This window comes from Pseudomonas sp. H3_C08 (assembly GCF_054669455.1).
The window spans coordinates 4,376,486-4,395,101 of sequence record NZ_CP162803.1 but is presented as its reverse complement, the minus strand read 5'-3'; the positions used below and the strand labels follow the sequence as shown (position 1 = coordinate 4,395,101).

The window sequence follows — 18,616 nt, the reverse complement described above, 5'->3', positions numbered from 1 at the left end:
TGACCCTCTTCTGTTTGCCGCCGTACCTGACTACTGTGTGTGCATGACTTCACAGGGAGATCCAAGGATGACCGTTCGACCGACTCACACACTTTGTCCACACAGAGCCGTGCCCGCACTGCCTTCAGAGGGGCTGGTCGGTGTTATTGCACCTGCCGGTCCCGGTGCTCTGGACACCGACAAGGCGGTGCAATGGATGCGCGCCCGTGGCTATGGGCTGAAGGTGTTTCCCGGTGTCTATGAAAAGGACGGATATCTGGCCGGCAGTGACGATGTGCGCTTGCGTGACCTGCACGCGGCGTTCGCTGATCCCGAGGTCGATGCCATCATTTGCCTGCGCGGCGGCTACGGCACGCCGCGCCTGCTCGACCGGATCGATTACGACCTGCTGAGCCGCCATGCCAAGCCATTCGTTGGCTACAGCGATATCACCGCGCTGCACTTGGCCATCAGCCGTTATGCCGGATTCGTGACCTTCCACGGGCCGCTACTCAATGCCGATCTGCTGGGCGACAAGGAGCCGCCAACCGTCACTTCGTTCTTTGCCATGCTGCGCGGGCAATTGAAGGCGGGAAGTGTGCTGAGCCATCCGGTGGCTTATCCGTTGACCACGGTCGAACCCGGTATCGCCCACGGTCGCTTGCTTGGCGGCAATCTGGCGATGATTGCATCGACGTTGGGTACGCCATACGAGATTGATGTCGAAGGGGTGATTCTGCTGATCGAAGACGTCAACGAGCCGCTATATCGTATTGACCGGTTGCTGACCCAGATGCGTCTGGCCGGCAAGTTGGCCAAGTTGCGCGGGGTGTTGGTTGGGGATATTGCTGGCGTGGATGTCGAAGCGCTGAACCGCTTGCTCAAGCAGACCTTCGAGCCTTTACGAATTCCGGTTTTGTCTGGCTGGCGTAGCGGGCATTGTGATCCGAACCTGACATTGCCGATGGGCGCGTTGGTGCGGCTGGATGCCGGGAAGAAGGAATTGATGCTGGAGCAGGATGTGGTGATCAAGGCTTAGAAGTCGGTTGCCTGACAGTCAGTCTTCGCGAGCAAGCTCGCTCCCACAGGGTTCTGTGAATGACAGATATCCAATGTGGGAGCGAGCTTGCTCGCGAAGGCGCCATCAGCCATACAAACTGACCACTACTGGGAACGCAGGTTTTCCAGCAGTTTATGCGTCGGATAACCATCCGCCGGCCAGCCAAATGACTGCTGGGCACTGCGAATCGCCTTGCGCGTATTGGCGCCAATAATCCCGTCCGCCGTGCCGGCATCGTAATTGCGCGCACTCAGCAGGGTCTGCAACTCCATACGCTCGGTGCGGCTCAGCGGCAGGTCATCTTTTGGCCAACTGCCGTTGATCAAGCCGCCACCGCTGAAACGCTCGGACAACAGGCTCACTGCCAGCGCGTACGACGAGGAGTTGTTGTACTTGAGAATCGCACGGAAGTTGTCGAGGATCAGGAACGCCGGCCCACGATAACCAGCCGGCAGCAGCAGGGCGGCAGACAGCTGTTCAGAGCCTGCTGGCACCTGACCGCCATTCGGCAGAGTCACGCCCAACTGACGCCATTCGGCGACACTCTTGCGAATCGCGCCATCAGCCAGGGTGTAGTTGAAGCTGCTCGGCAGCTGCACTTCAAACCCCCACGGCTGGCCACGTTGCCAGCCGGAGCTTTGCAGGTAATGCGCAGTTGAGGCCAGCGCATCGGCAGGACTGCCCCAGATATCGCGGCGACCGTCACCGTCGAAATCCACTGCGTGAGTGTTGTAAGTGGTCGGAATGAACTGGGTCTGCCCCATGGCGCCAGCCCACGAGCCGAGCATCTTCTCTGGCGTGATGTCACCCTGTTGCAGGATCTGCAGCGCAGCGATCAATTGCGCATGAGCAAAGCCCGGCCGACGGCCTTCGTAAGCGAGGGTGGCCAGCGAGTTGATCACCGACTTGCTGCCCTGAAACTGACCGAAATTGCTTTCCATGCCCCACACCGAAACCAGTGCCTGACGGTCAACGCCATAATGCTGTTCGATGCTTTGCAGGATGTCGGCGTACTGACTGATCAGTGCCTGACCTTTACGGACGCGCAGTGGCGAGAGGGCGCCATCGAGGTATTCCCACACTGGCCGGGAGAACTCCGGTTGACTGCGGTCGGCCCGAATCACGCTGGCGTCGAAGCTGACATTGGCGAACGCGCGATCGAACAGCTCCGCGCGAATTCCGGCGGCCAGGGCATCCTTGCGGAAACCGGCCTGCCATTCAGCGAAGGTTTGAGTCGGTTGCAGGTCGAGAGGGTCGGCGGACGGCACTACCGGCGGGATAATCGCTGGGGCCGTGGCGACAGGGGCAGCTTGAAGGGGTTGCGCATCGGCGGCGGTGGGTTTTTCCGCGCAGGCGACAAGCAGAATGAAGCTGGAGGCAGCGATCAGTTGGCGAACAGGCCAACGACGGGAAAGACTTGGGGGCATGCACAGTTCCAGGAAAACGAATCAGGTGCAGACCTTAACATGCCTGCTGAATGAATCGGCTGCCCAGCCAGAAATTGCATTGTCACGCACAGCCTGACTGAGAATCGTAGCCCCTTTTTCTTGCCCACTCAACTGTCAGTTCTAACAGCTGTTCTATGGATATTTTCAAGCGTTTAATCCTCCTGGTATCGCGCATCTTCAGCCGTCGCGCGTCTCATCTCTCTAGGATGCAGGTGCTCAAATGAAAAGGTTCTCAACAATACTGTTGCTCGCATTGATGGCCGGATGCTCCTCCTCCAATACCCTTGAAAAACAGCATGAGCATTCTGATGGCGCCGCAGTGGAGGTTGGCGCCTCGGCCAATGCTGTCAGTGGAGCACAGTTGGCAGTGGAGTTGGAAAAACGTTATCGAGATACACGTGACAATTGTGGCGCCGCGTCGAAACCTGCTTTCCTGTGTTCCGGGTTGCTGGTGCGTGGCACGGAGCCATCCACGCAGTTCGATGCCTGGAACCCGAGCCCGACGTCAGTTGCTAACGGTGGAGTATCGTTCACCTATTTGCGATCGGATTACAAAGTCAAACGCCTCGCTTATACCTATGACAGTGGATTGATCTTTTATCCCATCCTGAGCACGCCACCGGGCAAACAGCTCATAGAGATTTTGTGTTTCTTTCCGGTTGATGGTTCATCAAATGCTCGTCCCAACGGAGGTTGTGCGGCTCATCCCAGATACCCGGTAGCCAGTAAAAGCTGCGAGGAACAGAATCCGATAATTGACACGGCAGCCAAGTGGGCGAGCAAGTATCGAAACGACGCTGCTAGCGGCAATAAATTTGAGTCAATGTGTTCATTTAATGTACGTGACTCTGTCAATAACCAAGCAGCTGGACGGTTTCTGGAAGGTATGCGTGCTGGCCGGCTGGTTTCTCCAGATGCATTCAACACACCCAACGACACGAAGCTTAAAACCTGGGCGCAGAACATCCCGGGCCAATTGCCGATTGAAGCCTTTTTTTACACCAAGCCAACTGGTCTGGCGGGGGCGCAACTTTACCAGCGGCGTTTCCGGGCACTGACAGGGGTGACAATTCCGATCATTTACATCCCGCTGCCACAAACACTTGAGCAATCAGCGTCATTTATCTTTAAGGCGACAGACCAGACTCAATAACAGAAGACAAGAAGCCGGAACGAGGGAAGGGAGGAGGGAAAAGGGTGAATTTCAGGCAGCCAGAAAGTAAGAAGCCTCCCAGCTGTCAGACTGGAAGGCTTCGCGGCGGTAGCTGCCTTTACCCTTGGTTGGTCGTTCCTGACGACTGCGGAACAGGGGCTGGGCGACGATGGATTTGGCCTTGTTGGGGCCATGTTTCGATGGCTTTTTGCTCATGAGGGTTCTCTCGATTGAGTGGGTTTTGCGGGGGAAATAATCTGCCGATGTCAGGCGTCTGTCCAGTCTCTGTTGTGTAGGAATGTTCTGGCGCTTTCGCGAGCAAGCTCGTTCCCACATTTGGAATACATTCCAATGTGGGAGCGAGCTTGCTCGCGAATGGCCGTTATGCGGTAGAGCAGGTTATTCGGCGGGGAGTGTCAGACGCTGGCCAGCCATCAACAACGCCAAGCGGCTCAGGCTCATCCACGGTGAGCCGGCAGCCTGACCTTTGATCTGCGCATCGATACGCTGCGCCTCAAGCAACAACTGCGCCCAGCGTTGCGCCGAGTAGCGTTGCAGGGCTTTGCTCATCAAAGGTTTGCGCTTGTCCCAGACCGGCGGCTTCGCCTGGCTGAAACACTTGTCCAGCGGCGTACCCTGGCTGTATTGCAACGAAATATTAGCCAGCAAGCGCAGCTCCCGCGCCAGCGCCCAGAGAATCACCGGCGGTTCGACACCTTCACCGCGCAAGCCTTCAAGCATGCGCAAAGCGTGAGCCGGTTCGCCGTTGAGCACGGCATCGGTCAGGCCGAACACGTCGAACCGCGCACTGTCGGCCACGGCGGCCTGCACGGTTTCAATGGTGATCTGCCCACCTTCGGCCATCAATTTGAGCTTTTCGATTTCCTGCGCGGCAGCGAGCAAGTTGCCTTCGACGCGTGCAGCAATCAGTTCGACCGCGTCCTGGCTGGCCGATAAACCAGCCTGAGACAAGCGCTGACGAATCCAGCTCGGCAACTGATTGGCGTCCACCGGCCAGATCTGGATGAACTGGGTCTGCTGGCCTTCCACCAGCGCCTTACCCCACTTGGTCTTCTGCGCGCTGCCATCCATCTTCGGCAGGCTGATCAGCAGCACCGTGTCTTCAGCGGGACGCGAGCAGTATTCGATGAATGCAGCGGCGCCTTTGTCACCGGGTTTGCCCGAGGGCAGGCGCAGTTCCAGCAGGCGCTTTTCGGCGAACAACGACATGCTGGCGCCGGCCTGCAACAACGTGCCCCAATCGAAATTGGCGTCGGCGGCGAAGACCTGGCGTTCATCAAAACCTTGCTGACGCGCAGCGCTGCGGATGGCGTCGGCGGCTTCCTGGCACAGCAGCGGGTCATCGCCGCTGATGATGTAGACAGGCGCCAAAGCACCTTGCAGGTGTTTACCGAGTTGGGCGGGAGTGAGCTTCATAAGAAATGCCGAACGGGGCGCCTGAGCGCCCCGAACGTCTTACTGCTGCGGTATTTCGAGCGGCGACTGGCGCGGGGTTTCCGCTTCAGCCTTTTGTGCCGCTTGCAGCGCATCGGCTTCTGCCTTGGCGCGGTCATTGGCGGCTTGCTGCAGCTGCTGCAGTTGACCCGGGGTCAGTTGCTGCAGACGCAACATCATGCGTTGGACCAGTTCGCGAGTGGTTTCGCGACGGGCGTCGTTGGCTTCCTGATCGGAGCCCACGAGGTTGTTACCGTCGTGAATAAACACTTTCTGAACTTCAAGTTTGTCGCTGAGCAGTTGCAGGTTCTTGTCGCCACGGATCTCGTAGTTCAGAACAGTACTGACTTGATACTCGCCCGTACGACCGGCACCGGCGTAGCTGAGGATGCGCTGGCTCTCTTGCTGGTCAGCCAGGAACAGCTTGTACGGAGCACCGCTGTAAACCTTGACGCCGCTCGACTCCAGCACCTGGCGCAGTTGCGTGACCGTCTCGCCGTAGGCGTTACGGGCGCTCAGGTCGAGTTCCTTGATCGACAGTTCGTTGGTGCCGGTACCGCGCAGCTGGAAACCGCAGGCGCTCAACAGAACGGCGAGGCCCATCACCAGCAGATTGCGTTTGATCATTGTGTTGCTCCCCTTGAAACCACGTGGGCCGACTGTACGGCCCGAAAGGTTTTACTTGGCGCCAGGCGAGCCTGACGCCCGATCCAATTAGCTGGCGACGATGTTGACCAGTTTCCCCGGCACAACGATCACTTTACGAATAGTCAGGCCGTCGACGAAACGCAGTACGTTTTCGTTGGCGCGGGCTGCTGCTTCAACTTCTTCGCGGGTCGCGCTGGCCGGCATTTCGATCTGGCCGCGCAGTTTGCCGTTGACCTGGATGACCAGGGTCAGGCTGTCCTGCACCAAAGCGCTTTCATCCACTGCCGGCCAACCGGCGTCGATGACTGCATCGGCGTGACCCAGCTGGTTCCACAGTTCGTGGCTGATGTGCGGCGTGATTGGTGCCAGCAACAGCGTCACGGCTTCCAGACCTTCGTGAATCAGCGCGCGATCCTGCTCGGTGCTTTGCGCGGCTTTTTCCAGCACGTTCATCAGCGTCATTACCTGGGCGATGGCGGTGTTGAATTTGTGGTTCTGGCCGACGTCGTGGCTGGCCTGCTTGATGGCCACGTGAATGGCGCGGCGCACGGCCTTCTGTTCGTCATTCAGGCTGGCGATGTCCAGCTTGCCCGGCAAGCCCTGAGTGACGTGGGCTTGCGCCAGACGCCAGACGCGCTTGAGGAAACGGTGCGAACCTTCGACGCCGGAGTCGGACCATTCGGCGCTCATGTCAGGTGGCGAAGCGAACATCATGAACAGGCGGCAGGTGTCGGCGCCGAACTGATCGATCATCGACTGTGGGTCAACGCCGTTGTTCTTCGACTTGGCCATCTTCTCGGTGCCGCCGATTTCTACCGGCAGACCGTCGGATTTCAGCTTGGCACTGATGACCTTGGCTTTGCTGTCGCGCTCGAGTTCTACGTCCGCCGGGTTGAACCAGGTGTAAGCACCATTGGCTTCGCGACGGTAGTAGGTTTCGGCGATCACCATGCCTTGGGTCAGCAGGTTCTTGAACGGCTCGTTGGAGCTGACCAGGCCTTCGTCACGCATCAGCTTGTGGAAGAAGCGCGCGTAAAGCAGGTGCAGAATGGCGTGTTCGATACCACCGATGTACTGATCGACAGGCAACCAGTGGTCGGCTGCGGATTTTTCCACCAGGCCACCTTCAAAGTGCGGCGAGGCGTAACGGGCGTAGTACCACGACGACTCGACGAACGTATCCATGGTGTCGGTTTCACGCTTGGCAGGCTGGCCGCATTTCGGGCAGCTACACTCGTAAAACTCAGGCATGCGCGCCAGCGGCGAACCGGCGCCGTCTGGAACCACATCTTCCGGCAGGACGACAGGCAATTGATCTTCCGGCACCGGCACGTCACCGCATGCATCGCAGTGGATGATCGGGATCGGGCAGCCCCAGTAGCGCTGGCGGCTGATGCCCCAGTCGCGCAGGCGGAACTGGGTGCGCGAGGCGCCCAGTTCTTTCTTGATCAGGGCCACTTCAATGGCGTCGAACGCGCCAGCGAAGTCGAGGCCGTCGAATTCGCCAGAGTTGATCAGCGTACCGTGCTCGCCATAGGCGTCTTGCCACGGGGCCGGGTTACTGTCGCCAGAGCTGGTACGCACTACCGATTTCACCGGCAGGTTGTACTTGTGAGCGAATTCGAAATCGCGCTCGTCGTGCGCCGGTACAGCCATGACTGCGCCGTCGCCGTAGTGCATCAGCACGTAGTTGGCGACCCAGACCGGGAGTTTTTCACCGGTCAGCGGATGCTCGACGAACAGGCCGGTCGGCAGGCCTTTCTTTTCTTGCGTGGCGACGTCGGCTTCAGCGACGCTGCCGCCCTTGCATTCAGCGATGAACGCTTGCAGCTCAGGGTTGTTCTGCGCTGCCTGGGTCGCCAGTGGATGCTCGGCAGCCACGGCGACATAGGTCGCGCCCATCAGGGTGTCCGGACGGGTAGTGAAGACTTTCAGGGTGCCGGCTTCGCCAATCGAGTCGACGTTGTACGGGAACTGCACTTCCATGCCGCGGGATTTGCCGATCCAGTTGCGCTGCATGGTCTTGACCTGTTCAGGCCAGCCAGTCAGTTCGTCGAGGCTCTCCAGCAGCTCATCCGCGTAGGCGGTGATCTTGAAGTAGTACATCGGGATTTCGCGCTTTTCGATCAGCGCGCCGGAACGCCAGCCGCGACCGTCGATCACCTGTTCGTTAGCGAGAACGGTCTGGTCGATCGGGTCCCAGTTCACGGTGCCGTTTTTACGGTAGATCACGCCTTTTTCGAACAGACGAGTGAACAGCCATTGTTCCCAGCGGTAGTAATCCGGTTTGCAGGTGGTGACTTCGCGCGACCAGTCGACCGCCAGACCCAGGCTGCGCAGCTGGGTTTTCATGTAGGCGATGTTTTCGTAGGTCCACTTGGCCGGCGCGACGTTGTTCTTCATCGCGGCGTTTTCTGCCGGCATGCCGAACGCGTCCCAACCCATAGGTTGCAGAACGTTCTTGCCGAGCATGCGCTGGTAGCGGGAGATCACGTCGCCGATGGTGTAGTTGCGCACGTGCCCCATGTGTAGCTTGCCGCTGGGGTAAGGGAACATCGACAGGCAGTAGTAGGTTTCCTTGCCTGGCTGTTCACTGACTTCAAAGGACTTTTGCTCGTCCCAGAACGACTGGGCGGCGGCTTCGATTTCACGGGGCTGATATTGTTCGTGCATGGCTACTTTTGTACTGGATAGGGGTGGCCTAATCCTCTTCAACGCAGGTGCCGGGGTTGGCCCGGACGAGCTGGAAGTGGAATTACAGGAAGCGCCGTAGCATACATGACCGCGCTCGGCCTAGGGAAACCCTGATTACAGCTGTTTGTCCCGGCAAATCCGTGGCGAGGGCCGTTGGTCGCGGCGTGCAGCCGGTTTGTGCAGCGAAGCTAAGCTCTAACTGGGGAGTGAGTCTTATCTTCAATGAGGTGAGGGATGGTGGAGCAACGGCAAAAAAACGTGACGAAACCCGAGTTGTACGAAAGATTGATCGATCGTCTTGGTATGGCCCTGGACGCATTAAAAACCGCTGACCGGCTGCGCGACGAGCGCCCCCTGGAACTGGAATTGCGTGGCTTGAGCCCCGCCGAGTTCAAACTGGTCAAGGCCTATCTGGATCGCAGTGAACGTGAAACGCACGGATGCTTGTCACAGGCAGTGAAGCAGCTCGATGCAGCACATTCGGCCAAGGTCATCTGGCTCAAGGACAAGGCGCCCGGCAGAGACACCGTCAAGGTTCGCTCTGTACAGGCCAAGTAAACGCATGGCAGGTCAAGAACCGGATCTTTTTCAACGGGATCCCACCTATTGGTTGTAACGCTTTATTAACACTCTTAGGCTTCGGGCATCTGTGGAGATGCTCGATGCCTTTTCGTTATTTCATCAAACAACTTTTGTTACCACCCGGCATTCTTTTGCTGCTGTTGCTGGCCGCTTGGTGGCTGCGCCGCTCACGGCCGCGCCTGGCTGGATTGTGTTTTGCCATTGGCTTTGGCGGAATGTGGCTGATGAGCCTGCCGGTGGTCGTGCAGTGGGGCGCGAAAGCTCTGGAACGCGAGCCACCGCTGGCCCGTGAAGAGTGGGCGACGTTGGCGCAGCGCGCTGACGCGATTGTGGTGCTGGGTTCCGGCCGCGAGCGCGGTGATCTGGCCTGGGGAGAGGATCAGCCGACCGGCGTGGGCCTTGAGCGTCAGCGGTATGCGGCTCGACTGGCGAAGGCATCCGGTTTGCCGATTTTGACCACGGGTGGCCTGCATTATGGTACGCCGCCGACCGAGGCGAAGTTGATGGCGGATTCATTGCGCGACGATTTTGGCGTGACCGTGCGCTGGCAGGAAGGCGAGAGCCGCACTACGTGGGAAAATGCGAAGTTCACGGCCGATATCTTGTTGCCGCAGGGGATCAAGCGCGTGGTCGTGGTGACGCAGGCCTGGCACATGCCGCGATCGGTATGGAGTTTTCAACAGGCGGGTTTTGAAGTGGTGCCGGCCCCGGTCGGATTTCTCGGAACCGATAACGCGAGACCGTTTGGTGGCTGGCTGCCGGAGTTCAAGTCGATCTGGCAGAGCGGGCAGTTGTTGAATGAAGCGGTGGGGCAGGTGGGGTATTCGCTGTTTTACCGCTGAAGATCAAAAGATCGCAGCCTGCGGCAGCTCCTTGGGAAAATACAAATTCCGTGTAGGAGCTGCCGCAGGCTGCGATCTTTGCTTTAAAGCGTTTTCGACATCCGGCTGGCCATCAGTGCCCAGCCAAACAGCAGCAAGCACAGGATGATCAATGGCCACGAGCGCCATTGCAGATACGGCGTCAGGTTGTGCATCGGCACCACTTCGCCGTAGAGGATGCCCTGTTCAAACTGCGGAATCTGCTCGGTGATCTGCCCGAACGGGTTGATCAGTCCGGTCACACCGTTGTTGGTTGCACGAATCATCCAGCGCCCAGCCTCAAGCGCACGCATCTGCGCCATCTGCAAATGCTGCAGCGGGCCAATCGAGGTGCCGAACCAGGTATCGTTGCTGATCGTCAGCAGCAAATCACTGCGCGCCGACAGGCTGGCGGCGAATTCCGGATAGACCACCTCGTAGCAGATGAACGGTGCGATCTGATAACCCTTGGCCTGCAACAACGCCTGATCGGCCGGGCCACGGGCAAAGTCGGACATTGGCAGGTCGAAGAAGGCGATCAGCCCGCGCAATACATCCTGCAGTGGCACGTATTCGCCGAAGGGCACCAGTTTCTGCTTCAGGTAGGTGCCATCGCCTTCGCCGACCACGGTGATGCCATTGAAGAAGCGTTTTTCGTGACGAACGGTTTCGCGGATCGGTACGCCAGTGATCAGCGCCGATTTACGCTCGGCGGCGAAGGTACCCATCATGGTCAGGTAGCCCTCGGCGGACTCCTTCAATACCGGCACGGCGGTTTCCGGCCAGATCAGCAGGTCCACCGGTTTCGAGCGGAAGCTCAAATCGCGATACAAAGCCAACTGCGCGTTGAGCTCGGCCGGATCCCATTTCATGCTTTGCGCGACGTTGCCCTGAATCGCGGCAACACTCAGCGGCGCGCCGGAGGGGCTGGTCCAGGCATGGCCCTTGAGCGCAATGCCGGCCACCCAAGGGCCAACCAGCAGCACCAAACCTGCGGCAACAAAACCTTTGCGGCCGGTTTGCAGCAGGCGTGGGGCGTTGTAGATCAGTGCTGCGGTCAGTGCCAGAACAAACGACACCAGCCACATGCCACCCACTGGAGCGAGTCCGGCCAATGGGCCATCGAGCTGGCTGTAACCCGAGTACAACCACGGGAAACCAGTGAGGAACCAGCCGCGAAACGCTTCCTGGCCGACCCACAAGGCAGCGAACGCCAAGGCATCAGCCACAGGTGCTTCGTTACGGCGCAACCAGCGCGCCCACAGCCAGGCCGGCAGGGCAAAGAACCAGGCGATCGCCGCGGTAAACAGCAGCATCAGGAATCCGGCCAACAGCACCGAAGCGCCGCCGAAATGGTGGATGCTGTAATAGATCCAACTGGTGCCGGCACCAAACAGGCCGAAACCGAAGCACCAGCCACGGCCCAGTGCCTGACGCGGACTCAGCTCGCGTAAACCGGCATAAAACAAGCCGACCGCCAGCAAAGCCAGCGGCCAGATGTTGAACGGTGCCAGAGCGAAAGTGGTGATTGCACCGGCCGCCACGGCCAGCAGGTTACCGGGCCAGCCGGGGCGGGTTGTCCAGCGCATTTCAGTCCTTAGATTTCTTACCGGGCGATAGGGGTCAGTCGCAGCAAATGAATCCGACGGCTGTCGGCGTTCAGGATGCGGAAACGATAGGCGCCGATTTCAGTGATTTCGTTGCGTTTTGGCAAGTGCCCGAACGCGCTCATCACCAGGCCGCCGACAGTGTCGAACTCGTCATCGGAGAACTCGCTGTCGAAGAACTCGTTGAAGTTCTCGATTGGGGTCAGGGCCTTGATCAGGAAGTCACCGCTGGGCAGCGGCTTGATGTAGCTGTCTTCTTCGACGTCGTGTTCGTCTTCGATGTCGCCGACGATCTGTTCCAGCACGTCTTCAATCGTTACCAGACCGGCCACGCCGCCGTATTCGTCGATGACGATGGCCATGTGGTTGTGGTTGGCGCGGAATTCTCGCAGCAACACGTTCAGGCGCTTGGACTCCGGCACGAAGGTGGCCGGGCGCAGCAGATCCTTGATGTTGAAGCTGTCGCCGTTCTCCTTGAGGATCAGCGGCAGCAGATCCTTGGCCAGCAGTACGCCCATCACGTCGTCATGGCTTTCGCCGATCACCGGATAGCGCGAGTGGGCCGAGTCGACCACGGCCGGGAGGAATTCACGGGGTGTCTGGGTCGCCTTGATGCTGATCATCTGCGAACGCGGCACCATGATGTCGCGTACTTGCAGGTCAGCCACCTGAATGGCGCCTTCGACGATGGCCAGCGCTTCGCTGTCCAGCAGTTTGTTCTGATGTGCATCACGCAGCAGCTCGAGGAGCTCCTGACGGTTCTTCGGCTCGTGGGCAAAAGCCTGGGTCAGTTTACCCAGCCATGACTTCTGCCCGTTGCTCGATCGATCTTCGCTCATAGCGATTACTCTGAATCCTTTGTTGTAACGATAGGGGATGTTTCGGGTTCGTCGTCCGCGTACGGATCGGGATAGCCCAGTTCAGCAAGCAACTCGCGTTCCAGTGCTTCCATTTCTTCGGCTTCTTCGTCATCTATATGGTCGTAACCAAGCAGATGCAAGCAGCCGTGAATGACCAGATGTGCCCAGTGGGCCTTTAGTTCCTTGCCTTGTTCGGCGGCTTCGCGCTCGACCACGGCCACGCAGATCACCAGATCGCCGAGCAGCGGGATGTCGAGAAACTCGTCAGGCACTTCAGCCGGGAACGACAGGACGTTGGTCGCGTAATCCTTGTGGCGCCAGGTGTGATTGAGCTCGCGGCCTTCTTCCTCGTCGACCAGACGAATGGTCATTTCCGAGTCGGCGGTGCGTTGGCGCAGGGCCAGTTCGCACCACAGGCGGAAGTCGGCCTCACTCGGCGCGTTCGCGTCAGTCGCGATTTGCAGGTCTAGCTCAAGCATTTCGCGAGGTGTCCTTGGGGGCATCGTCACGGTTTTCGAAGCGCTCGTAGGCTTCGACGATCCGCTGTACCAAAGGATGGCGCACGACGTCTTTAGGCTGGAAGTGCGTGAAGCTGATGCCCGGCACGTCTTTGAGCACTTCGATCACATGATGCAGGCCGGACTTGGTGCCACGCGGCAGGTCGACCTGGGTGATATCACCGGTGATGACTGCGGTGGAGCCAAAGCCGATCCGGGTCAGGAACATCTTCATCTGTTCGACGGTGGTGTTCTGGCTTTCGTCGAGAATGATGAAGCTGTTATTCAGCGTGCGACCGCGCATGTAGGCCAGCGGCGCAACTTCAATCACCTGACGCTCGATCAGCTTGGCCACGTATTCAAAGCCGAGCATCTCGTAGAGCGCGTCGTAGAGCGGACGCAGGTACGGGTCGATCTTCTGCGACAGGTCGCCGGGCAGGAAGCCGAGTTTTTCACCCGCTTCAACCGCCGGACGCACCAGCAGGATGCGACGGATCTGCTCGCGCTCCAAGGCATCGACAGCGCAGGCCACGGCCAGATAGGTCTTGCCGGTACCGGCCGGACCGATGCCGAAGTTGATGTCGTTACCGAGGATTTCCTTCACGTAGCGCAGTTGATTCAAGCCGCGTGGGCGAATCATGCCTTTCTTGGTGCGCAGGGCGACAGAGGCTTCGGCGGGGGCGTGATTGTCCAGCTCGACCACGGCCGATTCCTGGAGGAACAGGTGCACGAGGTCCGGCGACAGCTCGGTACCTTTGGTTTCCCGGTACAGGCGGCGCAGCAGGTTTTCCGCAGACGTGGTGTGCTTGGGGTCGCCGATCAACTCGAACTGGTTTCCGCGGTTGCGGATCTCGATGGTCAGGCGCTGTTCGATCAAGCGCAAATGCTCGTCGAATTGCCCGCACAGATTGGCGAAGCGGCGAGCCTCAAAAGGCTCGAGGATAAAACGATGTGGTTCTATGGGTGCGTTCAAGGTCGTATTTAGCCGCCCTGGGGCAATTAAGATGAAATCAAGGATAACGCCAGAGGCCTGGGTGCGAAAGCTCTTAAATCACCACGGTTCATGTGGGAGCGAGCCTGCTCGCGAAGGCGGTCTGTCAGACACATGAATGTTTAATGTGTCGCAGCCTTCGCGAGCAGGCTCGCTCCCACAGGGAAATGCAGTGTTACTGGACCAGCGAGCCGCGCAGCGAGTGCGGTTGCGCCGCGTCGATGTGCACATCGGCGAACTGGCCGATCAGGGTCGGATTGTCGCAGCGGAAGTTGACGATTCGATTATTCTCGGTGCGCCCTTGCAGCTCGCCCGGGTCTTTCTTCGAATAGTCGGTGACCAGAATGCGCTGGATCGAGCCGACCATTTGTCGGCTGATCTCAAAGCCTTGCTGATTCAGGCGATGTTGCAGGGCGTTCAGGCGTTCCTTTTTCAACTCTTCCGGGGTCTCGTCGGCCAGATCGGCCGCCGGGGTACCTGGGCGCTGGCTGTAAACGAACGAGTAGGAGAAGTCGAAACCGACATCGGCAATCAGCTTCATCGTCTGTTCGAAGTCTTTCTCGGTCTCGCCGGGGAAGCCGACGATGAAGTCCGAACTGATACAGATGCCCGGCACCGCCGCACGCAGTTTGCGCAGCTTGGATTTGTACTCCAGCGCCGTGTGGTTGCGCTTCATCGCCGCGAGAATCCGGTCGGAACCCGACTGCACCGGCAAATGCAGATGCTTGACCAGTTCCGGGACGTCGGCGTGGGCCTGGATCAGGCTGTCGGAGAATTCCAGCGGGTGCGAGGTGGTGTAGCGAATGCGGTCGATGCCGTCGATGGCGGCGACGACGCGGATCAGCTCGGCGAGATCAGCCAGACGACCGTCATGGGTCGTACCGCGATAGCCGTTGACGTTCTGCCCCAGCAGCGTCACTTCACGCACGCCGTTTTCGGCGAGGTGAATGACTTCGGCGACCACGTCATCGAACGGCCGGCTGACTTCTTCGCCACGGGTGTAAGGCACCACGCAGAACGTGCAGTACTTGCTGCAACCTTCCATCACCGACACGTAAGCGCTCGGGCCATCGATGCGCGGTTCGGGCAAATGGTCGAATTTTTCGATTTCCGGGAACGAGACGTCGACTTGCGGCAGCTTGGTGATGCGCGCGGCGTCGATCATTTCTGGCAGGCGGTGCAGGGTCTGCGGGCCGAAGACCACGTCGACGTACGGCGCGCGATCGCGAATCGCCGCGCCTTCCTGACTGGCCACGCAACCGCCGACAGCGATCACCATTTCCGGGTTGGCCAGTTTCAGTTCGCGCCAGCGGCCGAGCTGCGAATACACGCGATCCTGGGCGCGCTCGCGGATCGAGCAGGTGTTGAGCAGAATCACGTCGGCATCTTCGGCACGCGCGGTGACTTCCAGGGCCTGATGTTCACCCAGCAGATCGACCATGCGCGAGCTGTCGTACTCGTTCATCTGGCAACCGTGGGTTTCGATGTAAAGCTTCTTGGCCATGGATTAGGGTCATCACGTGATTCAAAGAACCGCGCATTATAGGGAACAAGCCTTCAGGTTCCTACCGCTGCGCGTCCGGTGGCTATGCTATAGTTTGCGCCCTCATTTTTATCCCCGATGTTATCCCCCCGCCATGACCAAACGCGAAGCTCCAATCTATAAGGTGATTTTCCTCAACCAGGGCCAGGTGTTCGAAATGTACGCCAAGCAGATCTATCAAAGTGATCTGTGGGGCTTTCTGGAAGTGGAAGAGTTCGTCTTTGGCGAGCGCACGCAAGTGGTCGTCGATCCGAGCGAAGAAAAGCTCAAGGCGCAGTTCGAAGGCGTGGTGCGCAGCTTTGTGCCGATGCATTCGATTGTGCGCATCGATGAAGTGGAACGTCTGGGCACCCCGAAAATCAGCGAAGCCCGCGGCGCGGTCGGCAATGTGATGCCGTTTCCGATGCCGATGCCTGAGAAGTAAAACACAAGACCGCGTCGCCCTCATTCGCGAGCAAGCTCGCTCCCACAGGGAAATGCATTCCAATGTGGGAGCGAGCCTGCTCGCGATGGGGCCAGAAAGATCGGCGCAGAACTTAAGGAAGCGGCGAGAACGGCGTACGCCCATCGGCGCTCTGCAGTTCCATCAGGTATTTACGGAAAATTTGCCCGAGCACCTGAGTTGCGGTTTCGAGGTCTTCGCGAGACATTTTTTCGGAGACTTCGTCGGCCGTGTCCAGCGCGTCTTCAGCGCCGTTGACGGCGGCCATCTTCAGCACGATATACGCCTGAATGTTGTTGGCCTGCACGCCTTCACCGTGGAAGAACATGGTGCCAAGTTTGAATTGCGCCTGAGCGTGGCCTTGCAACGAGGCTTTTTCGAAATAGCTCAAGGCTTGATTGAGGTCGCGCGGGGCATTCTTGCCGTCGTAGTAGAACTCACCCAACTCGTATTGCGCTTGCGCATCCCCTTCGTCTGCCGCTTTCTGGCAGGCGGCCAGTGCCTGCGTGACGTCTTGCGGCTGAGTATTGAGGGTGCAACGACCCATCGCCGGGATCAACAACGAGTTGCCGCCTGCTTGTGCATGCGCGAGCAGGGGCTGAAGGAGCAACAGGCAGCCCAAGGCAAGGGTGCGGCCGGTGCGGTTCATGGGAATCGACTTACCTCTGAAGGGCACGCGGACCCATCGAGGGATCCAATAAGCGCGCATTATGAAATAAGCAGGGCCAACCTTACAAAGTCTTTACTCGTTTTTCTGCTGCGCGGGGAATATATCGCCCACTTTAGGGGAGATTTTTAGCAGGAGCATCGGAAAAATAGCGTCGATGTAGGTGAATGCTGACGCTGGCGATAGCCAACGTCAGCGGTACGGCGGTTATTTCAGTGCGGCGAAGGCGCGCTCGGCAGCGTCCAGTGTCAGTTTCAACTCGGCTTCGCCGTGGGCGATCGAGGTAAACCCGGCTTCGAAGGCGCTCGGCGCCAGGTACACGCCACCTTCCAGCATCAGGTGGAAGAAGCGACCGAACAGGGCAGCGTCGCTGGCCATCACATCTTCAAAGGTGACGATGTCGTCGGCGCCGCTGAAGTACAGACCGAACATGCCGCCAGCCTGCGTGGTCACGAACGGAATGCCAGCAGCATCGGCGCGTTGTTGCAGGCCATCGAGCAGGCGCGTGGTGTAGTCGGTCAGCTCGGCGTGGAAACCCGGACGGCTGATCAAACGCAGCGTGGTCAAGCCGGCGGCCATGGCCAACGGATTACCCGACAGCGTGCCGGCCTGATACACCGGGCCCAGCGGCGCAATACGCTGCATGATTTCACGCTTGCCGCCGAAGCAGCCGACCGGCATGCCGCCACCGATGATCTTGCCGAAGGTGGTCAGGTCTGGATTGACCCCGTAATACGCCTGAGCACCGCCGAGGGCAACGCGGAAACCGGTCATCACTTCGTCGAAAATCAGCACCACGCCATGCTTGTCGCACAGCGTGCGCAGGCCTTCGAGGAAGCCTGGTGCTGGTGGTACGCAGTTCATGTTGCCGGCCACTGGCTCAACGATGATGCAGGCCACTTCCTGGCCGACTTCAGTGAGCATCTTCTCAACCGCGTCGATGTCGTTGAACGGCAGGGTCAGGGTGTGTTTGGCGAAAGCCGCCGGCACACCGGCGGAGCTCGGTACGCCCTGGGTCAGTGCGCCGGAACCGGCCTTGACCAGCAGGCTGTCGGAGTGGCCGTGATAGCAGCCCTCGAACTTGATGATGCTGTCACGGCCGGTGTAACCACGGGCCAGACGGATCGCGCTCATGGTCGCTTCGGTGCCGGAGCTGACCATGCGCACCATGTCCATCGATGGCACCAGCGAGCAGACCAGATCGGCCATCTCGGTTTCCATCGCGGTCGGCGCACCGTACGACAAGCCGTGTTGCAGCTGATTGCGCACTGCGTCCAGCACGTCCGGGTGGCTGTGGCCGAGGATCATCGGACCCCACGAACCAACGTAATCGACATAACGCTTGTCGTCTTCGTCGGTAACGTAAGCACCTTCAGCGTGCTTGAAGAACAGCGGTGTGCCGCCCACGCTTTTGAACGCGCGAACCGGCGAATTCACGCCTCCGGGAATGTGTTTCTGGGCATTGGCAAACAGGGTTTCGGAACGAGACATGATCGGGCTCTCAAATCAGACTTTCAGTAATTCATTGAACGCGCGGGCGCGGCGGGTCACTTCGGCGGTGCTCTCGGCACCAAACAGACCGTGGACCACGGCGAGCAGGTCGACCCCATGGGCCACCAGCGGCGCGGCGTTGTCGAGGGTGATGCCGCCAATCGCGCAGATTGGCAGGTGCAGTGTGCACTTGGCTTCGTCGAGCAGATCGAGGCTGCAGGTCGGCGCGCCGGGCTTGGTGTTGGAGTTGAAGAAGCGACCGAAGGCGACATAACTCGCACCTTCTTTGGCCGCTTGTTCGGCCAGCGCGATTTGCGCGTGGCAGGTCGAGCCGATGATCGCTTTCGAGCCGAGCAGGGCGCGGGTCGGCGACAGCGGGCCGTCGGTCTGGCCGAGGTGCACGCCAACGTTGAGGCGCGCCGCCAGCTCAGCGTCATCGTTGATGATCAGCTGCGTCTTGTAGCGCTCGCACAGATCGCGCAGCGCTTCGGCCTCGCGCAGACGGCGGGCCTCATCGTTGCTCTTGTCGCGGTATTGCAGCAGGGTGACGCCGCCTTCCAGCGCCGCCTCCACGTAAGACAGAAACTTGCCGGCCAGCAACTGGCTGTCGGTAATGGCATACAGGCCACGTAGTTTCAT

The 18,616-nt window shown here is 59.4% G+C and carries 18 protein-coding genes; 5 read left to right on the top strand and 13 right to left on the bottom strand.

Annotated features, from left to right (window positions below; genetic code table 11):
- Positions 1–67 precede the first annotated feature (67 nt).
- Positions 68–1,018 (top strand): S66 peptidase family protein, encoded by a 951-nt coding sequence (locus AB4N74_RS20080; protein WP_414925477.1) that lies wholly within the window; start codon positions 68–70, stop codon positions 1,016–1,018.
- Positions 1,019–1,143: 125 nt separating this feature from the next.
- Here AB4N74_RS20080 and AB4N74_RS20075 read toward each other — a convergent pair whose 3' ends face one another.
- Entirely contained in the window at positions 1,144–2,466 is a 1,323-nt protein-coding gene (locus tag AB4N74_RS20075) for a lytic murein transglycosylase (protein ID WP_460097027.1), read from the bottom strand.
- A 241-nt stretch (positions 2,467–2,707) separates the two neighbouring features.
- Between AB4N74_RS20075 and AB4N74_RS20070 the strand changes: the two genes are divergently transcribed.
- Positions 2,708–3,640, top strand: a complete 933-nt coding sequence (locus tag AB4N74_RS20070) for a hypothetical protein (RefSeq protein WP_093434598.1) — start codon at positions 2,708–2,710, stop codon at positions 3,638–3,640.
- A gap of 51 nt (positions 3,641–3,691) precedes the next feature.
- On the opposite strand, the gene arfA is transcribed toward AB4N74_RS20070, so the two are convergent.
- From arfA to leuS, 4 genes are all read right to left on the bottom strand, one after another.
- The gene (arfA, locus tag AB4N74_RS20065) at positions 3,692–3,856 is read right to left on the bottom strand and encodes an alternative ribosome rescue factor ArfA (RefSeq protein ID WP_016986126.1); all 165 of its coding nucleotides are present in this window, start codon (positions 3,854–3,856) and stop codon (positions 3,692–3,694) included.
- A gap of 183 nt (positions 3,857–4,039) precedes the next feature.
- Positions 4,040–5,077: a DNA polymerase III subunit delta gene (gene holA, locus AB4N74_RS20060; protein WP_460097025.1), complete on the bottom strand. Its 1,038-nt coding sequence runs from the start codon at positions 5,075–5,077 to the stop codon at positions 4,040–4,042.
- A gap of 39 nt (positions 5,078–5,116) precedes the next feature.
- Positions 5,117–5,722, bottom strand: coding sequence for an LPS-assembly lipoprotein LptE (locus AB4N74_RS20055; RefSeq protein ID WP_093434604.1), 606 nt, complete (start codon positions 5,720–5,722; stop codon positions 5,117–5,119).
- Between the two features lie 87 nt (positions 5,723–5,809).
- A complete protein-coding gene (gene leuS / locus AB4N74_RS20050; protein WP_257356227.1) occupies positions 5,810–8,416 on the bottom strand; it encodes a leucine--tRNA ligase in 2,607 nt (868 codons plus the stop codon).
- Positions 8,417–8,671: 255 nt separating this feature from the next.
- Between leuS and AB4N74_RS20045 the strand changes: the two genes are divergently transcribed.
- Positions 8,672–8,995 (top strand): hypothetical protein, encoded by a 324-nt coding sequence (locus AB4N74_RS20045; protein WP_095048767.1) that lies wholly within the window; start codon positions 8,672–8,674, stop codon positions 8,993–8,995.
- A gap of 104 nt (positions 8,996–9,099) precedes the next feature.
- Positions 9,100–9,861, top strand: coding sequence for a YdcF family protein (locus AB4N74_RS20040; protein ID WP_095125492.1), 762 nt, complete (start codon positions 9,100–9,102; stop codon positions 9,859–9,861).
- An 83-nt stretch (positions 9,862–9,944) separates the two neighbouring features.
- On the opposite strand, the gene lnt is transcribed toward AB4N74_RS20040, so the two are convergent.
- From lnt to miaB, 5 genes are all read right to left on the bottom strand, one after another.
- Positions 9,945–11,468, bottom strand: coding sequence for an apolipoprotein N-acyltransferase (gene lnt, locus AB4N74_RS20035; protein ID WP_116255900.1), 1,524 nt, complete (start codon positions 11,466–11,468; stop codon positions 9,945–9,947).
- A gap of 17 nt (positions 11,469–11,485) precedes the next feature.
- Entirely contained in the window at positions 11,486–12,325 is an 840-nt protein-coding gene (locus tag AB4N74_RS20030) for an HlyC/CorC family transporter (RefSeq protein WP_007909641.1), read from the bottom strand.
- A 5-nt stretch (positions 12,326–12,330) separates the two neighbouring features.
- On the bottom strand, positions 12,331–12,825 hold the full coding sequence (gene ybeY, locus AB4N74_RS20025) for an rRNA maturation RNase YbeY (protein WP_095122053.1): 495 nt from the start codon (positions 12,823–12,825) through the stop codon (positions 12,331–12,333).
- A complete protein-coding gene (locus AB4N74_RS20020) occupies positions 12,818–13,816 on the bottom strand; it encodes a PhoH family protein (RefSeq protein ID WP_093434622.1) in 999 nt (332 codons plus the stop codon). The genes ybeY and AB4N74_RS20020 overlap by 8 nt, the downstream gene beginning before the upstream one ends.
- 193 nt (positions 13,817–14,009) lie before the next feature.
- The gene (gene miaB / locus AB4N74_RS20015; protein ID WP_093434625.1) at positions 14,010–15,338 is read right to left on the bottom strand and encodes a tRNA (N6-isopentenyl adenosine(37)-C2)-methylthiotransferase MiaB; all 1,329 of its coding nucleotides are present in this window, start codon (positions 15,336–15,338) and stop codon (positions 14,010–14,012) included.
- A 133-nt stretch (positions 15,339–15,471) separates the two neighbouring features.
- On the opposite strand from miaB, the gene AB4N74_RS20010 reads away from it, so the two are divergent.
- A complete protein-coding gene (locus AB4N74_RS20010; RefSeq protein ID WP_003185742.1) occupies positions 15,472–15,801 on the top strand; it encodes a DUF1820 family protein in 330 nt (109 codons plus the stop codon).
- A gap of 112 nt (positions 15,802–15,913) precedes the next feature.
- On the opposite strand, the gene AB4N74_RS20005 is transcribed toward AB4N74_RS20010, so the two are convergent.
- From AB4N74_RS20005 to thiE, 3 genes are all read right to left on the bottom strand, one after another.
- Positions 15,914–16,468 (bottom strand): tetratricopeptide repeat protein, encoded by a 555-nt coding sequence (locus tag AB4N74_RS20005; RefSeq protein WP_003228518.1) that lies wholly within the window; start codon positions 16,466–16,468, stop codon positions 15,914–15,916.
- 225 nt (positions 16,469–16,693) lie between these two features.
- Positions 16,694–17,977, bottom strand: a complete 1,284-nt coding sequence (hemL, locus tag AB4N74_RS20000; protein WP_093434628.1) for a glutamate-1-semialdehyde 2,1-aminomutase — start codon at positions 17,975–17,977, stop codon at positions 16,694–16,696.
- Between the two features lie 15 nt (positions 17,978–17,992).
- Positions 17,993–18,616 (bottom strand): thiamine phosphate synthase, encoded by a 624-nt coding sequence (thiE, locus tag AB4N74_RS19995; protein WP_093434631.1) that lies wholly within the window; start codon positions 18,614–18,616, stop codon positions 17,993–17,995.